The organism is Clostridium sp. (assembly GCF_036642255.1).
Lineage (GTDB): Bacteria > Bacillota > Clostridia > Clostridiales > Clostridiaceae > Clostridium_J.
This window is the reverse complement of record NZ_JAVWDJ010000037.1, coordinates 1-18,339: the sequence shown is the minus strand read 5'-3', so window position 1 is coordinate 18,339 and position 18,339 is coordinate 1. Positions and strand designations below refer to the sequence as shown.

The following is an 18,339-nucleotide window of genomic DNA, read 5'->3' as shown; positions in this document are numbered from 1 at the left end:
ATTTTAAAATCAAACCATTGAAAATCTATACTATGGCATTTTATATAGTGTTTATAAATATTTTCTTAATTTGCATTTTTGCAACATTATGCAAAAATGCAACAGCTTTTTATTTAAATTCTTCCTTACTTTTTACTTGATTAAGGAACTTAAACACCCTATATTTAGGCAAGCCTTGTTATTTTTATAACAAACCTTTTTCTAAATATTTTTTTCTCTTTCTTACAAAGGTCGACGCATCAACGCCTAGTATCTTTGCTGCTGCTCTAACATTCCCAGTTTTTTTAAAAGCCTTACTAATTAATCCTGCCTCCACTCTTTCAACAGCTTCTTCTAAGCTACTAATATGTTCAAGTTCAATGGCATTCTCAGTATGATTAAAAGATTTTACCATTGGTAAATCACTTTTATAAATGGTATCTTTACTACTTATAACCATAACCCTTTCAACTATATTCTTAACCTCTCTTACGTTTCCTGGCCAGTGATAATTATAAAGCGCATTCATTGCTTCAGCTGAGAAAGTCTTATTTAGATTATATCTACTATTTAGTTTAGATATGTAATGCATAGCTATTGGTACAATATCTTCTCTTCTTTCTCTTAATGGTGGAATAATAAGGGGTACCACACTTAATCTATAGTACAAATCTTCTCTAAACGCTTTTTCTTTAATCATTTCCTCTAAATTTCTATTGGTAGCTGCTAGTACCCTTACATCTATTTTAATTGGCTTTAAAGCGCCAATCCGCTCTACTTCTCCTTCTTGTAATACTCGTAAAAGCTTCACTTGCACATCTAAAGGAAGCTCTCCCACTTCATCTAAAAAAATTGTACCTCCATTTGCAACTTCTAAAAGTCCCATTTTGCCTTCTTTATTTGCTCCAGTAAAAGCGCCTTTTACATAACCAAAAAGTTCAGATTCAATAAGGTTTGAAGGAATTGCGCCACAATTAATTTTTATAAAATTTTCTGTATTTCTATTACTATTTTTATGTATAAACTTTGCAACTTCTTCTTTCCCAACTCCCGTTTCCCCTAAAATTAGTATGGTAGTATCTACGCTAGCAACTCGTTTAGCAACCTCTAATAAATTAAGCATGGAGTTATCCTTTACAATAATGTCAGACAAATTTAAATAGTGAGTCCTCATAATTTCAATCTCTGAGTAATACTTCTCCTGAAGTTCCTTATTTTTAGCAAGTTCCTCCTCTAATTCATAAAGCTCAGTTACATCTCTTACATTTGTAACCACCATAGTTATATTACCTTCGCTATCAAAGATTGGGTTGCTAGAAACCAAGGCTTTTTTACCTGTATTAAATTCTTGCAAAGCTGTATTGGTTTTTTTTGTTTTTAACACTTTTAGTGTGGATGATTTAGATATGTATCCTTCTCTTTCTATGTCATACATATTTTTATTTAACAAATTTTTTCTATTTAATCCAGTAATATTTTCATAGGACTTATTAACTTTTAAGGTATTAGCTTGTCCATCAGTAACATATATACCATCAAAGGAAGATTCAATAATATTAGCTAATTCTTCACAGGTAAGTTTTACTTTTCTACAGTTATTTGTGCAATTTATTTTATGATTTGATGAAACCATTCTTTTCATATTTTTTATTCTTATTAATATCCTGGAATCATGAAACCCATTATTTTTTTCTAATTGAATATCAGTGTTAATTATATCTTCATTGAAACTCATAAAACACCTCCAAATCTATAGAATTATCATATAGATTATGTATTTCTTTGCTAACCATTTTTTATTATTAATTTATCTGATACATTAAGTATATCAAATATTGGGAATATTAAGTATATTTTAAACAAATTTATCAATGCTTATTTTGCTTAAAAAAGTGAAACCTAAGGTTTAACCCCTAGGTTCGTCCTTAATAATATTTATTTCTTATAGTTCATCATAACTACAACCAATTTTGCCTTTTCCAATAATAAAAATTCTATCTTCACTTATGTTTTAAAGTATTTAGTTATTTTATACAGTCTGTAATTCTTTGAATTCATTCCTTCATGGCTTTTGCTAAGGTATTGAGTTTATTTAGTGTTTTCCAATTACGCGTAGTAACAGGAACATCCAATTTTTGAAGATTAGTAGCAATCTTTGAATTTCTAATACTATTATGGAATAAAAGAAACATATCTCGCCCTTTAATTATGTATTTTTCACTTTCACTTTTACAATTGTTTAAGAGTTGAATCTTTTCTTGTGACGGTGAGTGTTCTAACAGTGCCACATATAAGCTCTCCACTTCTGATAAGGACTCAGCTTCAAGTATCTCTTCTTTGGTAAATGGACAATTATCAATAATATATTCTAGTTCCAAGTCCGATCTTAAAATAACTGGCACTGGAAATCCAAAATTCCTCTGAATCTCATGCTCAATTCTCTTTTGTAGGACTTCTTCCACTTCATTTGATTTGAATAATACATTCCCACTTTGAATATACGTTTTTACATCACCAAGCCCCATTTCTTCAAACACTTGTTTTAATTCCGCCATTTTAATTATATTCTTTCCACCTACGTTGATACCTCTCAACAACGCAATATAAATACTCATAATGGACCCTCCACCTTTAACGTAATTTTGTATCTATAACTTTTTAACACAAAACTTTTCCCAAAATTAATATTAATGTGCTCTTATTATCTATTTATATTTCATATCCTTGCAATGAAATATAATCCCTAGTCCACAATGAAAGTTGAGTTATCTTCCCATTGCCAATTAGGCCTTAGCCTCTTAATGTCTTCAATCAACTTATATAATGCTAAATCTTTCATTTTTGCTTCAAGCATAACATCAAAATCTATATTAATTTCTTTTGCGCTTTCAATAAACTCCACGAATTCTTCGCCATCAATATAATCAGCATGTTTTCTATCATTTTCGAACTCTCTTGGCGTTGAATAGTGTATCTTTGGAGGTTGCTTTTGGTTACTCCAAGTGTGGAAGGCTCCCTCTAACATATGGATCACCTCTTCTCCATTGTTATTGCATTTGTGGTGATGAGTGTCTAAAACCATTGGGCATTGTATTTTAGAACACAACTCTAATGTTTCCCTTGCAGTAAAGGTTTTGTCATCATTTTCAATAATCAACCTATTTCCAATTTCCACAGGTAAAGCTTTGAAATTTTTAACAAACCTCTCCAAAGCTACCTCCTTCCCCCCTTCTCCACTGCCAACATGGATTACCATCTTTCCTTCTGGGTAATTTATATCTTGAAAAAAGTTTGAGTGAAAAAGCAGATTTCTTATGGTATTTTCTACTACTTGGGGTTTGGCACTATTTATAACATTAAACTGATCTGGATGAGTGTCCACTCGTAAATTATTAACTTTTATATATTCCCCAATTGCTTCAAAATATTTTTTGAAAACCTCCCTATAATTCCACTCTGTGACCTCAGGATGAGTGGATAATGGAACTAAAGCTGAGGTTATCCTGTAAAAATGGATTTTATTTTCAACATTATATTTTAATATGGTATATAAGTCATCTAAATTAGATCTAGTCACGGTTTTAAGTTTATCAAATCTTTTTTCTTTATTACTCAGTTTACTATAATAAGAAAAAGTAACATTACTTGAAGATGTAACCTTTGGTAACTTAAGTGATATTGCTACATAGCCTAATCTTATTTTCATATTGCACCTCATAAAGTCATACTTGACATATTAGAAAAATAACTTGTCAATATGTTGGTGTACTTTAACGTGTATTGCGTCTGAACAATCTATTAATGTCAAAATTATCCATAACACGATTTCAGCACAGCTAATGCTTTGAATACATGTTCTTGTCTATCCAGACAAATTGTCCTCCATATCTTTACTTGTTACTTATTTCAGATGCCTAATCTTATTTTAAGAAAGTGTGCTTTTAATTATTCGTACAATTATTCGAAGTTCGCTTATCTATATCCCAATATTATATCTATCCAGATAATCATTAACTTGCCTACTCATTACATTATTATCTATTTCCTCCAAGTGCTTTATTATTGTCATATAACTTCTTTTACAATTAAATAATTCATTATTCAAATCTACAATATTCCATCCCTTACAAAGCATCATATATGTATAAAAATCTATTAGATAATACTCTGGTGATACATCGTATCCTTCAAATATCTTCTTTCTAAAAATCCTCATTGTCTTATTAAAGAACTTTTCTATATTTTCTACATTGCCCGAAAACATGAATGTCACTTTTCCTTTGTTACCTATGGTTTGCCTTATAATCCTCTCAATGAGGTGGTTCTTATCCATGGTTCCCTCCCTAGTTTTTTCTCATCTATACAAAATACTTTTTATCATCTGTAATAATAATTTTATTCCAAAAATATTTTTTATAATTAATTTAATTTGTATATATCTATGTTCATCTTTGATTATATCATTTTTTAGTTTAATTTCAGTTACATTATTAAATTCCCTTTTTTTAGTTTATATTATAAAAAAGATGTAGGTTATTTACTAGCCTACATCTTTCTGTATTTTAAATTATGATTACATTTTATTAAATAATTAACAAGTTCATGTTAAAAAACTATTATTCATTATAATATAAGCTATCTGAAGAATATTCAGCGTCACTTGTTACATCGATACCAAGTTTTCTAAATGTCTGCTCATCACTGGTATTTAATATAGTTGTAGAGTGAGCCTGACAGCCTTTAAGCATATGTAATTTCTCCATTGCTACCTCAGCCATTGGATTAGTTGCTGCACTTATGCTCAGTGCAATTAAAATTTCTTCACAATCTAAAGCTGTTACTTTGCTACCAAAATTTTTCGATTTAAGATTGATTATTGGTCCAAGGATTGCTGGTGAGATTAAGTGAATCTCATCATTAATATTGGCAACATATTTAATAGCGTTTAAAACTACTGCCGCAGTAGCGTCCATAGTAGTTGAGCTTTTACCAGTTAAAATTGTTCCATCATGTAGCTGAAGGGCTAATGCTGGGCATGGTTCATTTTTACATGCTTCTTCCTTTAATTTGGCTCCTCTTTCTCTTGCTGGTATAACTACATTTCGGTCTTCACCTTTAAGATTAAGCTCTTCCATAATTAACTTTGCTCTATGGAAAGTCTCTAAGTCAACATAACCTTTTTTGTATTCACAGCCTGTTTTAAAGTACCTTCTAATAATTTCTTGTCTTGAAGCTTCTTTAATAACTTCATCATCTACAATGCCAAATCCAACACGATTGACCCCCATATCTGTAGGTGATTTAAAAACTGATTCTTCTTTTGTGATTTTTTCAATAATTCTCTTAAGAACAGGAAATGTTTCAACATCACGATTATAATTTATTGCAACCTCATTATATGCATCAAAATGAAAAGGATCAATCATATTAACATCCTTTAAATCCACCGTTGCTGATTCATAAGCAATATTTAGCGGATGTTTAAGTGGCACATTCCAAACAGGGAAGGTTTCAAACTTAGAATAGCCTGCAACTTTACCACGTTTATTCTCATGATATAACTGACTTAGACAAGTAGCAAGTTTACCACTTCCTGGACCAGGTGCTGTTACAACTACTATAGGTTTAGTGGTTTCAATATACGGATTTTTTCCATACCCCTCATCACTAACTATAATATCTACATCTGTAGGGTACCCCTTAGTTGCACTGTGTGTATAAACTTTAATTCCTCTACGTTCTAATTTATTCATGAATACTGTTGCTGAAGGTTGATTGTTATATCTAGTTATAACAACACTATTAACATCTAATTCATATGATCTAAGATCATCAATCAATCTTAAAACATCCATGTCGTAGGTTATGCCAAAGTCTCCACGAATTTTATTTCTTTCGATATCTCCAGCATAAACACAAATAATAACTTCAACCTTTTCTTTTAACTTATGAAGTAATTTGATCTTAGCATTTTCATCGAAACCTGGAAGTACTCTTTTTGCATGTAAATCAAATAAAAGTTTTCCCCCAAACTCTAGATAGAGTTTGTCGTAATTGTTAACTCTTTCAAGTATAAACTTTGATTGTTCTTCTAAGTATTTTTGTGCATCAAATCCTATTTTCATAATTAACCTCGCTATTCCTAAGCATCTAAAATAAATAATAAGTCAAAATGTCATTATGATAATAACTAATTATTAATTTTGAAGCTGCCTTAATTGTCCATTGATTATTTTATCATAAATCTACATATTTTTGATGGTGTTTATAAATATTATTTCATAAATTATAATTTTAATTTATAAATCTTCAAAAACATAAGTACTTTTTAATTGGATTTTTACAAGATATTTTAACTCTAATATATTATTCTCTTATTTACATGGTTGATATACAATAAAAGCATACACTTCAGTGTTTAAATTCTGTAACACTCTTATACTCTAACTAGCATTGAACAATTCTTTAAAATATAAACCTATATACTACTTCAAGAAATATAGTTAATATTTAGAAAAGGGTAAACCAATTACTAGTTTACGCTTTTGTCATTTGAAGTAAAACCTTTATACTCTAAACTCTTGTATTAGATCATTTAGCCTTTCAGAAAGCTCAGCTTGACTTTGTGCTGCCTTTGCAATTTCCTCTATGGCAGTTGTGCTTTCATTTACTCCATCTAAAATTCCTTCTGAACTTGAAGCTGCTTTTTCTGTACTTGCGGATACATTCTGAATTGCTAAATTTATTTGCTCAATGGTACTTGACATTTCATCTGTTGCAATAGAAATTTCTTCTGACATTGTATATAAAAGCTTAGCATCTTCTTCATATTGGATTCCGGTTTCCACAAGAGTTTCATAATCCTTCATTACATTTTTATCAATATATTCTAAGGTTTCTCCCGCACTATTAGAAAGATTATCAAAAGCAATTCTTACTTTATTAACAACTTCTTGAATTTTTGCCACTGTTTCCGAAGATTGTTCAGCAAGGCTACGTACTTCTTCTGCAACTACAGCAAATCCTCGCCCTTGTTCTCCAGCTCTTGCAGCTTCTATTGCTGCGTTTAGTGCAAGTAAATTTGTTTGCTCAGCAATACTTCCAATAGATTCTGTCATTAAAGTAATTTGTTCAACAACAGTTCCATCCTCAATAGCTTGTTTAACTTTATTGAATTTTTCCTCATATATAACCTTTGAATCTTCCATTTTTCTTATTCCATTTTCCTTAACTGACATAGCTCGATTTTGTATTACCATGGACGTATTACTACCATCCTTAGCCTTATTAGCTAATTCGGCAGTAGTAGCCCCAATTTCCTCCATGGATGCACTAACTTCCTCAGTTGATGAGCTTACCTCCTCAGTTCCTCTTGCAATTCCTGCAGTTACTTCGCTAACAAACTCCATTTTAGCTGAAACTTCTTCTAAGGTAGCAGATAACTCTTCACTTGTAGCTCCAACTTCTTGAGCTCCAGCATTAATTTCTTTGACAAGGTTTCTTACATTTTCCATAGCTTTGTTTATTGAAGTCTCTACTAAACCTATTTCATCCTGAGATGTAACTTCTATCTTTTGAGTCAAGTCACCCTCACCAAAAGCTCCAACAAAATTAATTACATTCTTCAATCTCTTATCAATAGTTTTAGCTAAATAAACACCAATTGCTATAGCAAAAATTGCTCCAATTGCTATAATTATTATCATAAAGTAAAAAGCTTTAGTATAAATTGAATTATTCAGTGCTTTCAAACTTTCACTTTCATTTATATTATCACTTATTATCTCAGTCAAAGCAGATTCTAAAAGTGTACTTTGACCTAAGAACTCAAAATCATAAGTTTTTTTAGCTTCTGAATAATTATTATTCTTTACATAAGCTATAACCTTTTCTCTAGATTCATTATACTGATTTAGAGAAGTCACAATCTTTTCTTTATAAATCTTTTCTTCCTTAATTGTCTTATTTTGAATAGCTTCAAATTCTTTAAAAAGCTTATCGTTAAGAAAACCAAGCCCTGTGATATCGAATAAATAATCTTCCTGCTTATCTTTACGACTTTCATCTAAAATACTAACTACATCAACCCTTGCTTGTACAATATTGTGTCTAATATATGTAGCTTTATCTACAGCAACTAACTTACTATCTGTTATTATTTTAGCATTATTATTAACCGTTCTCATGGCTAACGTACCTAATGTACCAATTACAGTAATTAACAGAGTGGTAATAAGAAATCCTACTATTAACTTCATTTTAATGCTTAGATTTTTCTTTGCCTTCATCTTAATTCTTTTGTTCTTTAAAATTTTCATCTTTCCATCCCTTTCTAGTGTTTTCCAGATTTTTAATTTGCAAAAAGTAAGTTAGTTTTGATTACTCACTTTTGAGCCACAATTTAGCACCAATAAAAAGTTTTCTTGTAGTTAACTATCCCAGGTTAGATTGTGTGAGATTTGCTCTTCCATACATAATAAATTTCTTATTTTGATAACATCTGTATATAATAATATATCGTTTCTATTTTTTTATTCTTTATAAACTTTTCAAGCTGGTAAATGTTTTAGATTATTAACTGAATTCACATATGTGTTTAATTTTTCTAAGAAGGTATTTAATTTTGTCAAAGTTAATAAATTTATTTACCACGATAATCCATAATAACTATTAATAATAATTGTATTAAAAGTAAATATATGTTAATATATACTTAAAGCTTAATATAAAACTTTAGGCGAAAGGAGTGATTTTTTTTATGCAAAAGTTATATGAGGTGATTTTCAATTAATTGCATATGGTTTCAGAAGGATAAAAAAATGAATTTGACATTCATTTTATTTCTTATGCCTTTTGAACAACTTTAATTAACCTTTCAGCCTTAACAATTATGGGAAATTTCAGGATACAGGTTAACCTGTATTTTTTATGCCCAAAATTAATTGTCCCACAGTAGGTTAATATCACTGTGGGATTTTTGTATATTTTTTATCTGAATATTAAGCAATTTAGCTCCTAACAATATAGTTAATTTGATGTAAATTCATGCTCTGTACAAAATTAAGCATTTTAAAAATAATTAGTAAATATATTACTCTTAATTTCTAATAAATGCGTTATTCTAATTACTTTACATTAAGTAGCCTATATAACTTCTATATTAATATTAAGCTTATAAATAAAAATTTTTCTCTAAAAAATTTTGAAAGAGGTTGTTAAGATGTTAAAACTAAAATATTTGTTTAATAATAAAGACTTAGCACAAATGATACTTGAGAATTGGCAGTATGATCATGAGGATCCTAACCTATTTAACTATTATAGAATTTCTGCAAATGCTGTTTATTGGTGCAAAAATAAAGACGGTAGATTCTTTCTTAGATTTACCCCCGCTGAAGAAACCACAAAAGAAAGAATACTTGGCGAACTTGATTTTTTGAGATATTTAAGAAATAATGGTTATCCTGCGGCTGATACTATTTTATCTAAAGCTAATAATGAACTAGAAACTGTGGATACTCCTTGGGGAAGGTATTATGCAGTTGCTTTTAAAAAAGCACCTGGAAAATCTATTGAAGATATGGAATTAACACCTGCAATTATCTTCGGCTTAGGGAAATCTCTAGGTTCATTGCATAAGTTAAGCTGTGAATATATGCCATCAAATAATAAACGTAGTCACTGGAAAGAAAAAATCCAATGGATGGAAGAGGTCTTATCTGATTTCCCTATGGAAATCGATGCTAAAAAAGAGTTAACGCTACTTAAAGAGTACTTATCCAAGCTTTCAGTTACTAGAGATAATTTTGGACTTACTCATTATGACTTTGAAGCTGATAACGTGTTCTATGATGAAAATACTAAAACCTATAACCCAATAGATTTTGATGATTCTATGTATCATTGGTATGCAATGGACATTGATCAAACAATTGATAGCTTGAAAGATAATATCCCAGAAGAACAGTTAGACGTATCGATAAATCATTTAATTGATGGATACCGCTCAGAGCATGTTATTTCTAGTGATCTCCTTTCAATTTTACCTGTATTTAGAAGATTTGCAGACTTATACGGATATGTACGTGTACTTAGATCCGTACAAGAAAAATGGTCAAACGAGCCTGAATGGTTAGTTAACCTCAGAATTCGCTTAAAAAACTCATTAAATCGTAGAAAAGCTAAATTTGGAAGTCCCATTTAGATTGATCTACAAATGCTAATTTTATAAGATTATCTTGCTATTGTTTCTTTATGGTATAAATCTCTCATATGCAAAATAGATGTAGAAGCTATCACTGTCTACATCTTTTTCTTTAAATCTTAAATATCATATCTTTCTGTAATGTTTAAGCATCATTGTGTTTATAAGACTTAATACAACGATAATTCCAACAAGTATTGCTATATACGGAATAACTTCATATATTCCATTCCTATAGATTATTATCCGTTTTAAGGCATCACAAGCATAGTATAGTGGCATAACATAAGCTAATTTCCCTAACCCATAGGGCATTGTGTCTAGAGGTATAAGTCCTGAAAAGAAAGTCTGAGGAAGAATAAGTATAGGTATAAATTGTACAACTTGAAACTCATTCTTTGAAACTACAGAGATAAGTATTCCAACACTAACTGCTGTAATGGCTAAAAGTAGCATAATTAGCATAGCCAGTGGCATAGCATTACCAATATTCATTTTAAGAATATGTTCAGCATAGAGAAGTATAAGTGTTGATTGAATAATAGCAAGAATACTATAAGCAATGGTGTATCCACCGATAATTTGCCAACGTTTTATAGGAGACAATATAAACCTTTCTAATGTTCCATTAGATCTTTCACGAATGAAGGATACTCCTGACAATATGAATATAAAGAAAAATGCTATGATCCCTAACATAATGTGGCCAATACTATCAAAGGTATTGTCATCTTCTTCACCATGGATAAACTGAATATCCATATCCCCACTAGGATTCATAGCTTTTACTGCATTTTGAACAGCTTTTGTAACCGCTCCTGTTTTTTGAGGTACATTTTCTAAAAAACTAATGGTAACTTTATTATTTACTAAATATATTGCAGCATCTATAGTTTTATCTTTTAAAAGTCCTTCAATATCATTGACCTCAACTGCACTTATCTCTAAATCTTGCTTTTGCAATTCACTTTGAAATTTCTGAGGTAAATTTACTCCAACTTTGGGAATATAGGAGCTAGTACCTAACAAGAAATAAATCAATGTTAATAAGAGAATTGGAGCCATGAATATAAGTCCAAGAAGTCTCTTGTCATATTTTATTTGTTTTAAAATTCTTATTATCAAATAAGTCATTGTTCTATCCCCTTTCCCCTAAAGGAACATTGAAAAATAAGTTTTCAATGCTTCCTTCTCCAAGTTCAATAAGTTTATCTACAGTGTCACAAGCAATAAGATGCCCTTCATATATTAGCCCTGCTCTATCACAGTATTTTATCTCGTCCATAACATGGGTGGTAACAATGATTGTTTTCCCAATAGATTGCTGATGCTTAAATTCTTCCCAGATTTTACGCCTTAATAATGGATCAATTCCTACTGTTGGCTCATCTAGAATTAAAACCTCTGGACAATGAATTAACGCAGCAGCTAAGGATAGGCGCTTTTTCATTCCTCCAGAATACTTTTCAACCATCTTCTTTGCATCTCCTGTTAAATCAACAAGCTGCAAAACCTTAACTATGGAATCTTCAAGAACTTTCCCTCTTAGTCCAAAAAGTCCTCCAAAAAAATGGAGATTGTCATATCCGGAAATTTCAGGGTATAATCCATCATTTTGAGGCATAAAGCCTATAGTTTTTAAGGTTTGAAAATTGGGCACAGGTCGATTATCTACTAGGATTTCTCCCTTATCTACAGTTTCTGCCCCCGTTATTAGTCTTATTAGTGTTGTTTTTCCTGCTCCACTTGGTCCTAGCAGTCCAAACATTTCGCCTTTTTTTATTGTGACATTTATATTTTTTAGTATATTTTGCTTTCCAAAACTTTTAGAAATATCTTTTACTTCAATCACTATAATTCTCCTTTCAAATTTATCGCCAGTATATTTAGAGTTTTCTTACCTAAAGAGACTTGCTTAATTATTTTTCTTAATTAAATTCTAATGAAAACTTGCAATAGGCTTTTACTTCTTCTAAATATTATTCCTTATAGAGCTTTCACTTCATATTGTTTTTGCTGTTTACTCATGATGTATTTCCGTATGTCATTATTACTTTACCAATTATTAAATGTAGTTTATATATACGCAATAAAAAACTTCTTAATTCAATCTTTCGATTTGGATCACTGTGATTTCTTTGTGATTTACCTAACTATTAAGTTTCATTAAGTCTATATAAACATAAAATTGTAACCAAATTATACATATTTATCTTTTGATTCTTAAGGGCTATTATACCAATCATTATATAAATATGAAAGTTACTCCTTAAAATAAAAAGGAAGAAGCTTTCACTTCTCCCTTTTAGGATAGATTTCTATCAACTTGTTAATTAAAATTCATTGACGCTAATTATCATCATCGTAGTTTATTATAATTAAACTCTACTAAAATTCAACAAATTGTATTGATTCACATTCCAGGATTTATTCATCTAGGCTCAATACTTCATAAGACAAACTATAACCTATAGTTCAAGAGTTGCTAACTGAAGGATAATTAACATGTTTTCCTAATTGTCATCCACTGTATACTAGAACTATCTTCCTTTTGCATACATCTCTGCTGCAACATAAAGATAATAAGAAAAACCAGGTTGTTGACTTTCAAGCATATCTCTGTGGAAATCATCCTCTAAGAAAAATTTAGTTTGTGCTAAAAAAGCTTCTGCATCAATACTTATATGATTTTCGTTTAAGTATGCTATATGATTCTCTATTTGATTTTGAAGTCTCGTATCATTCACCTTCCATTTATTCTTTAAAGCATCTATAACATATTGATTAAAACTCTGTGCTTCTTTAGCAAGATCATTCATCTTTTGCACATCCACCTCTTGTGATCCAGTTATATCATATCCATATTTTTCTTCAATATACTGATTTTGCTCAGATAAAGCCTCATCCCATTGTTCCTTATTAAATCCCTCAAACATTGCTGATTTTTTCATAATTTCTCCTTTCTTTGTGAGAACCACAGATTCCTCAATAGTTTTTAACAAACGTTCCAATCTCTGCTTGCGCGCAAATAGCAGTTCTTGTTGGTTTATCAAACATGTCAATCTGTTCGGTTCATTCTCAAGAGCATTTTTAATATCCTTGAGAGAGAAATCAAGTTCACGATAAAATAATATTTGTTGCAACCTCTCTAACTCTTCATTTCCATAAAGACGGTATCCTGCATCACTAATAGCACAAGGCTGAAGTAAACTTATCTTATGATAATGATGTAGTGTCTTTACTGTAACCCCTGTTAATCTTGCAACTTCATTAACTGTATATAACATAATTTCTCACCTCATTTATAATGTTAAGGTCTCCTCTAAGGTCAGAGTCAATAATATTTTTTAAACTTTTTTACAGTTCTACTGGAATTATAAATTCTTCTCCTGAATACTTTATTTTAGCTTTTATCTTTACATCTTTAGTTTTCAAAGGGGGACCAGAGTAATCAAAGAAACCTCCTGATCCCGAGCTTGGTAGATTAGTATATTCTTCTTCACCATCAAGGATGGTTACCTCTAAATCAAAGAAATTAATATCAGAAGTTATATAAATAGAGGTATGACTCACACCCTTTATTATCTTATTTAATATTATTTGAGGATTATCTTTAAGTTTTTTATTAAATACCACAATTTTTACATGACTTTTCACATCATTGATATCTTCAACCTTAAAGCTTAACTCTTCCCCATTGCTTAGATGACAAATTACATAAAGAGTTTCTAAAAATTCATCCCCTGGTATACTCATTCCTAGTCCATTGTATTCATACATGGTTCTTTTACCTAGGTATAATCCTGGAAACTCCTTCAATACCTCAATTTCTTCTGGATTCTTCTTTATTTCCACTGCCACAATCTTATCTTTTCCTTTAACACCTACACTGAATTGTAATGTGTTTATATCAAGTAACACATTATTAATTCTAACCTTTGTTCCATTCTTACTTTCTTTTGTCTCATTTAACTTTATTATATATTTTTCTGGAACTCTGTTTCCTATAGATAGTGTATTTTTGTTAAAACCATTGATTCCAAACTGAAATAAGAAGACACACGCTATTAGGATTAGTATTGTTGATAAAATTCTTCCATACTTATTATCTTTATAGTCTTTAACTAAGCTCTCAAATAATTTTCTTCCAATAAATATTATTATTGAAATCACTATTATAAATATTAATAACCTAGGTATTACCGCAAATGCTACATTCAATTAAGCTACCTCCACCAAATTTATTTTGAACTTCTATCTAAATAAACTTCAACTTCCCATGACCCATAGATATTTTTTTGCTTTTTCATTTCATAGTTTTTTTTTGGCCCTTCTATGTTCCCAACTTCCATTGCTGTGATTTCAAATTTCAGCTTATAGGACCAAAACTTTGGGTCTTCTATTTCTAGTACAGATACCATTTCTCTATCCTTTTTTGTAGTTTCCAAAGAACCAGCAGACCCTTGCAAATTATACTTATAACCAAACTGATCTGTAATTCTAATTTTTTCACTACCAAACAAGGGCATAGCATAATTAAAATCTTCACTTTCATCTACTTTTACTGAAAAAAGCACCTTTGTTGAATCTTCACTTTTTATTATACCTTCTATCTTAAAGGTTACACCCTTCATCTTATATTCTTCATTAACTAGTTGACCTTTCCCTTCTTCAAAATCATGTACTACTCCACTATCTATTTTTATATATTTTTCTAGAGGTGAATTTTCAACTAAATAATATGCAGCCACTGGTACTACATAAACCATAAACATTAGAATGCAAGCTACTGAAGCTACTTTCATAAAATAGGTGCTATAACTCTTCCCTAGAGATTTTTTTATATTTCTTTTTAAAGCCTCTGGTGCTACTATATGTTTTTTTCCCCCAACTAAGGGCTTGAGGGCCTCTAGGAGAAGTTCTTTTAGTTCTATATATTCTTTATAACATTCTTTGCAGCTTTCTAAATGGTCTTTTATTTCCTCATGCTTTTTTTCTTCTAATTCTTCATATATAAACTCATAAAGTAAATCCTTCACTTCATCACAGTACATTCTCATTCACCTCCATTAGTTTTTTTAGTTTCTTAATACCAAAGTTCAATCGTGATTTTACCGTACCTTGTGGAATATCCAATATAGTTGCAATCTCCTCAATTGTGTTATCTCCAAAATATTTTAAAGAAATAACATTTCTATATTTTTCATCTATATTTTGAAGGATGTTTAAAACATCTATCTTATTATCAACTTTACTATAATCATTGTCATAGTAATCATTTATAACTCTATTTTCATTTAATACTTCTTCTTTCAACTCAAAATAACTTACTTTTTTATCTTTTCTTAAAATTTCTCGGCATCTATTCACTAGTATTGTAGTAATCCAAGAATTAAACTTTTCTTTTTCTTTGAGACTATCTAAATTCTTATAAGCATTAAGTATTGAATCCTGCACTGCATCACCAGCTAATTCTTCATTTCTTACATAGGTTAGGGCAATTCTAAATAAAATATCTGTTCTTTTATCTACTAATTCCATAAACTCTTTTTTAGAAATAATCCTATTCTTATTTAAAAAGCTTAGCATCTCATACCTCCTTTCCACAGGATTATAATTCAACTTTTATTACTAGATTTCCTCTTGTTGTTTTTTGTAGAAAACAAACTTTAAAAATTTGCTTTTAGTCATCACAATCTCAATGTTCTAAATACTTTTCAGAAGTGAATATTTTTATCTTGAAGATTTTAATCAGTTACATTTGTTAGATAATATTCATAGAATAAAAGTTCGATATTTTATAAATTATTTTTGAAAAAGAAATATGCCATCCATGTATGTGTTTACCATGGATGGCATAAGTGTGTATGAATTTATTTAAGTATTGAAGCCTCTGAAAACATAGTTTGAAAAAGTGCCCCAGTTTTCTACTTTGTTGAATTTAGGATAAGTTGACATAAAGAATACTATTATTGGAGACTTATCTAATTCAGGATGCGCACTAAAAAACTCTTTGTCACCGTATCTAATAGCTTCTAAGGCAAGAGGTAATTCACGCCTAAAAATAAAATCTCGTATGGCAGCTGCTTTTGCACCAAATTGTCCATCTTCATCAACATTTAAATATACATAATAAAAATAGGTTTCTCTATTTTTATTCCATTCACCTAGAACCTCATCTCTCATATTATTAATTTTATCATAGGCATATTTTGAGCCTATAGTTAAAAACAGTTCTGCAGTTATATCAGAATGAGTAAGTGTATATCGTCTCGGAATAATAGGTTCAGTAGATGTAACACCATCTCTAAACTCCACTGAAAGCTTTTCAGGGTTTAATTTACCCATTTAATACACTCCTATATTATTTCTAATACAAGCATTATATGATGATTACAGTGTATATGTTATCAATCCATTTCATTATGTTGAGTTTTGGAGTTTTATTTGCAAGATTATATTAATCCGCCAAAAGAGAATTTAAACTTGTAATAGTAATATATGTATTCTAAAACCTATTTACTCTCCCCATATATTTATAGCTTTTTAGTAAAGGAATTAAAAATTGAATTATCTTGCCCTTATTATGAAAACCTTGGACAGGAACTATTCTAGCACTCTTACTATTGTGATTAAATATGTTCAATTTAATCATCAATAACCATTTACAAACTCTTAAATGTTAGTTGTTTAAGAAGTGTTTATTTAATAAATTTAATATTATTCTCAACTTCATCATAAATTTCCTGGAGATTCATATTTTCAAATTTTGTTGTGTCTATATCAATATTAGTACTTCCCTCTATATCTAATTTAAAAGGCTTACTATTTATGGTGTTTTTATAATCCTCAAATCCACTAATCAATCTAATATGTCCAGGATGTCTATTACCTGAATTGTCACGGCTTATATATCTTTCATATAAAACCTCTTCCTTTGCATGACAATATATTTGTAGTGTCTTATAATTGTATCTTGATTTTATATCTATGAAAGATTTTGTTGAATATCTATTATCGAAATTCCCTTCAACAATAAATGATTTCCCTGTTTGTAGCAACTTTTCTACAAAGAAAAACGTAAGCTCAAAGCTTGCCACCCCTAGTTTCATGGCCCATTCCGTATCTTTAATTCCAATGGTATCAAACAAGACTTCCTTTATTTCATCTTTATTAATTACTGGTAGATTAAATCTTTCGCCTAAATTTTTGCTTAATGTTGTCTTACCTGTAGCCGATGCTCCCGAAACTATAATCATTAAACCTTCTCCCATTTAACATCCCCCAATATTTCTTCCAATTGCATCCCCCATACATTCACAACGCACTAAAGGTTCCAATATATTTGTTTTTAAAAGCCCTTTTCCTTAGCTCACTATTATAATTTCATATAATGTTCTTATCTGATTATTCCTATATTTTATCCCTCATAGGCTTGCCTTAAAGCCTCAATATCAATTTTTTTCTTCATTTGGAGTAGTGCTTTCATAACTCTTTCTGATTTTTCTGTATCAGGTCCGCTTATCATTTCCATTAAATCCGAAGGAACAATTTGCCACGACACTCCGTATTTATCTTTCAGCCAGCCGCACACTTGAGCCTTCTCATCTCCGCCTTCCGAAAGTTTTTCCCAGTAATAGTCCAATTCTTCTTGCGACTCACAATTAATGATAAATGATATTGCCTCTGTAAATTTAAATTGAGTACCGCCATTTAATGCTATGAATTTCTGTCCTTCCAATTGGAATTCTACGGTCATTACTGCTTTTTCTGATATATCATCGATTTCATGTCTTTCTTTTCCGTAGTAAGTAATTTTACCTATGTTGGAATTGTTAAAGATAGAAACATAAAAATTTGCTGCCTCTTCAGCCTGTGTATCAAACCACAAATTTGTTGTGATTTTTTGAATTTTATTTGTCATAATATCTTCACCTCAAATCTCATTTTTATTATTTCTCATATTTTAGCTTAATTAACAAACTTTATCCACTAAAATTTGTTAACTGGATTTATCATTTCACCAATATATCCACATTCATGTGCAAAAGTCACTCCTCCTCTCCCCCTTCTATTATTAGTTTTAAGACATGAAGTAGAAAATTGGATTATCTTACCCTTATTATGAAAACCTTGGACAGGGGTTGTTTTAGCTT

Annotated in this window: 16 protein-coding genes; 1 reads left to right on the top strand and 15 read right to left on the bottom strand. The window is 30.1% G+C overall.

Features of this window, described 5'->3' with window-relative positions:
- Positions 1 to 184 precede the first annotated feature (184 nt).
- The 6 genes from RR409_RS16175 to RR409_RS16150 form a co-directional block, all read right to left on the bottom strand.
- On the bottom strand, positions 185 to 1,714 hold the full coding sequence (locus RR409_RS16175; protein WP_332558806.1) for a sigma 54-interacting transcriptional regulator: 1,530 nt from the start codon (positions 1,712 to 1,714) through the stop codon (positions 185 to 187).
- A gap of 319 nt (positions 1,715 to 2,033) precedes the next feature.
- Complete coding sequence (locus RR409_RS16170) at positions 2,034 to 2,594, bottom strand: DUF1697 domain-containing protein (RefSeq protein ID WP_332558805.1); 561 nt, start codon at positions 2,592 to 2,594, stop codon at positions 2,034 to 2,036.
- A 128-nt stretch (positions 2,595 to 2,722) separates the two neighbouring features.
- Positions 2,723 to 3,685, bottom strand: coding sequence for a UV DNA damage repair endonuclease UvsE (uvsE, locus tag RR409_RS16165; RefSeq protein WP_332558804.1), 963 nt, complete (start codon positions 3,683 to 3,685; stop codon positions 2,723 to 2,725).
- 270 nt (positions 3,686 to 3,955) lie between these two features.
- Positions 3,956 to 4,312 carry a hypothetical protein gene (locus RR409_RS16160; protein ID WP_332558803.1) on the bottom strand — a complete coding sequence of 119 codons (357 nt, stop codon included), beginning with the start codon at positions 4,310 to 4,312 and terminating at the stop codon, positions 3,956 to 3,958.
- Positions 4,313 to 4,595: 283 nt separating this feature from the next.
- Entirely contained in the window at positions 4,596 to 6,104 is a 1,509-nt protein-coding gene (locus RR409_RS16155; protein WP_332558802.1) for a DUF1846 domain-containing protein, read from the bottom strand.
- 441 nt (positions 6,105 to 6,545) lie between these two features.
- A complete protein-coding gene (locus RR409_RS16150) occupies positions 6,546 to 8,297 on the bottom strand; it encodes a methyl-accepting chemotaxis protein (RefSeq protein ID WP_332558801.1) in 1,752 nt (583 codons plus the stop codon).
- A gap of 902 nt (positions 8,298 to 9,199) precedes the next feature.
- Here RR409_RS16150 and RR409_RS16145 point away from each other — a divergent pair.
- Positions 9,200 to 10,183, top strand: a complete 984-nt coding sequence (locus RR409_RS16145) for a phosphotransferase (protein ID WP_332558800.1) — start codon at positions 9,200 to 9,202, stop codon at positions 10,181 to 10,183.
- Between the two features lie 126 nt (positions 10,184 to 10,309).
- Here the strand turns inward: RR409_RS16145 and RR409_RS16140 are convergent, their stop codons facing one another.
- The 9 genes from RR409_RS16140 to RR409_RS16100 all read right to left on the bottom strand — a co-directional run bounded on the left by RR409_RS16140 (position 10,310) and on the right by RR409_RS16100 (position 18,107).
- Entirely contained in the window at positions 10,310 to 11,317 is a 1,008-nt protein-coding gene (locus RR409_RS16140; RefSeq protein WP_332558799.1) for an ABC transporter permease, read from the bottom strand.
- A gap of 4 nt (positions 11,318 to 11,321) precedes the next feature.
- A complete protein-coding gene (locus RR409_RS16135; protein ID WP_332558798.1) occupies positions 11,322 to 12,035 on the bottom strand; it encodes an ABC transporter ATP-binding protein in 714 nt (237 codons plus the stop codon).
- Positions 12,036 to 12,723: 688 nt separating this feature from the next.
- Positions 12,724 to 13,470 (bottom strand): MerR family transcriptional regulator, encoded by a 747-nt coding sequence (locus tag RR409_RS16130; protein ID WP_332558797.1) that lies wholly within the window; start codon positions 13,468 to 13,470, stop codon positions 12,724 to 12,726.
- 70 nt (positions 13,471 to 13,540) lie between these two features.
- The gene (locus RR409_RS16125; RefSeq protein ID WP_332558796.1) at positions 13,541 to 14,404 is read right to left on the bottom strand and encodes a hypothetical protein; all 864 of its coding nucleotides are present in this window, start codon (positions 14,402 to 14,404) and stop codon (positions 13,541 to 13,543) included.
- Positions 14,405 to 14,424: 20 nt separating this feature from the next.
- Positions 14,425 to 15,237 carry a zf-HC2 domain-containing protein gene (locus RR409_RS16120; RefSeq protein WP_332558795.1) on the bottom strand — a complete coding sequence of 271 codons (813 nt, stop codon included), beginning with the start codon at positions 15,235 to 15,237 and terminating at the stop codon, positions 14,425 to 14,427.
- On the bottom strand, positions 15,227 to 15,772 hold the full coding sequence (locus RR409_RS16115; protein WP_332558794.1) for a sigma-70 family RNA polymerase sigma factor: 546 nt from the start codon (positions 15,770 to 15,772) through the stop codon (positions 15,227 to 15,229). The genes RR409_RS16120 and RR409_RS16115 overlap by 11 nt, the downstream gene beginning before the upstream one ends.
- A gap of 288 nt (positions 15,773 to 16,060) precedes the next feature.
- Positions 16,061 to 16,531: a staygreen family protein gene (locus RR409_RS16110; RefSeq protein WP_332558793.1), complete on the bottom strand. Its 471-nt coding sequence runs from the start codon at positions 16,529 to 16,531 to the stop codon at positions 16,061 to 16,063.
- A 353-nt stretch (positions 16,532 to 16,884) separates the two neighbouring features.
- On the bottom strand, positions 16,885 to 17,457 hold the full coding sequence (locus RR409_RS16105; protein WP_332558792.1) for an AAA family ATPase: 573 nt from the start codon (positions 17,455 to 17,457) through the stop codon (positions 16,885 to 16,887).
- Positions 17,458 to 17,603: 146 nt separating this feature from the next.
- On the bottom strand, positions 17,604 to 18,107 hold the full coding sequence (locus RR409_RS16100; RefSeq protein WP_332558791.1) for a VOC family protein: 504 nt from the start codon (positions 18,105 to 18,107) through the stop codon (positions 17,604 to 17,606).
- Positions 18,108 to 18,339 lie beyond the last annotated feature (232 nt).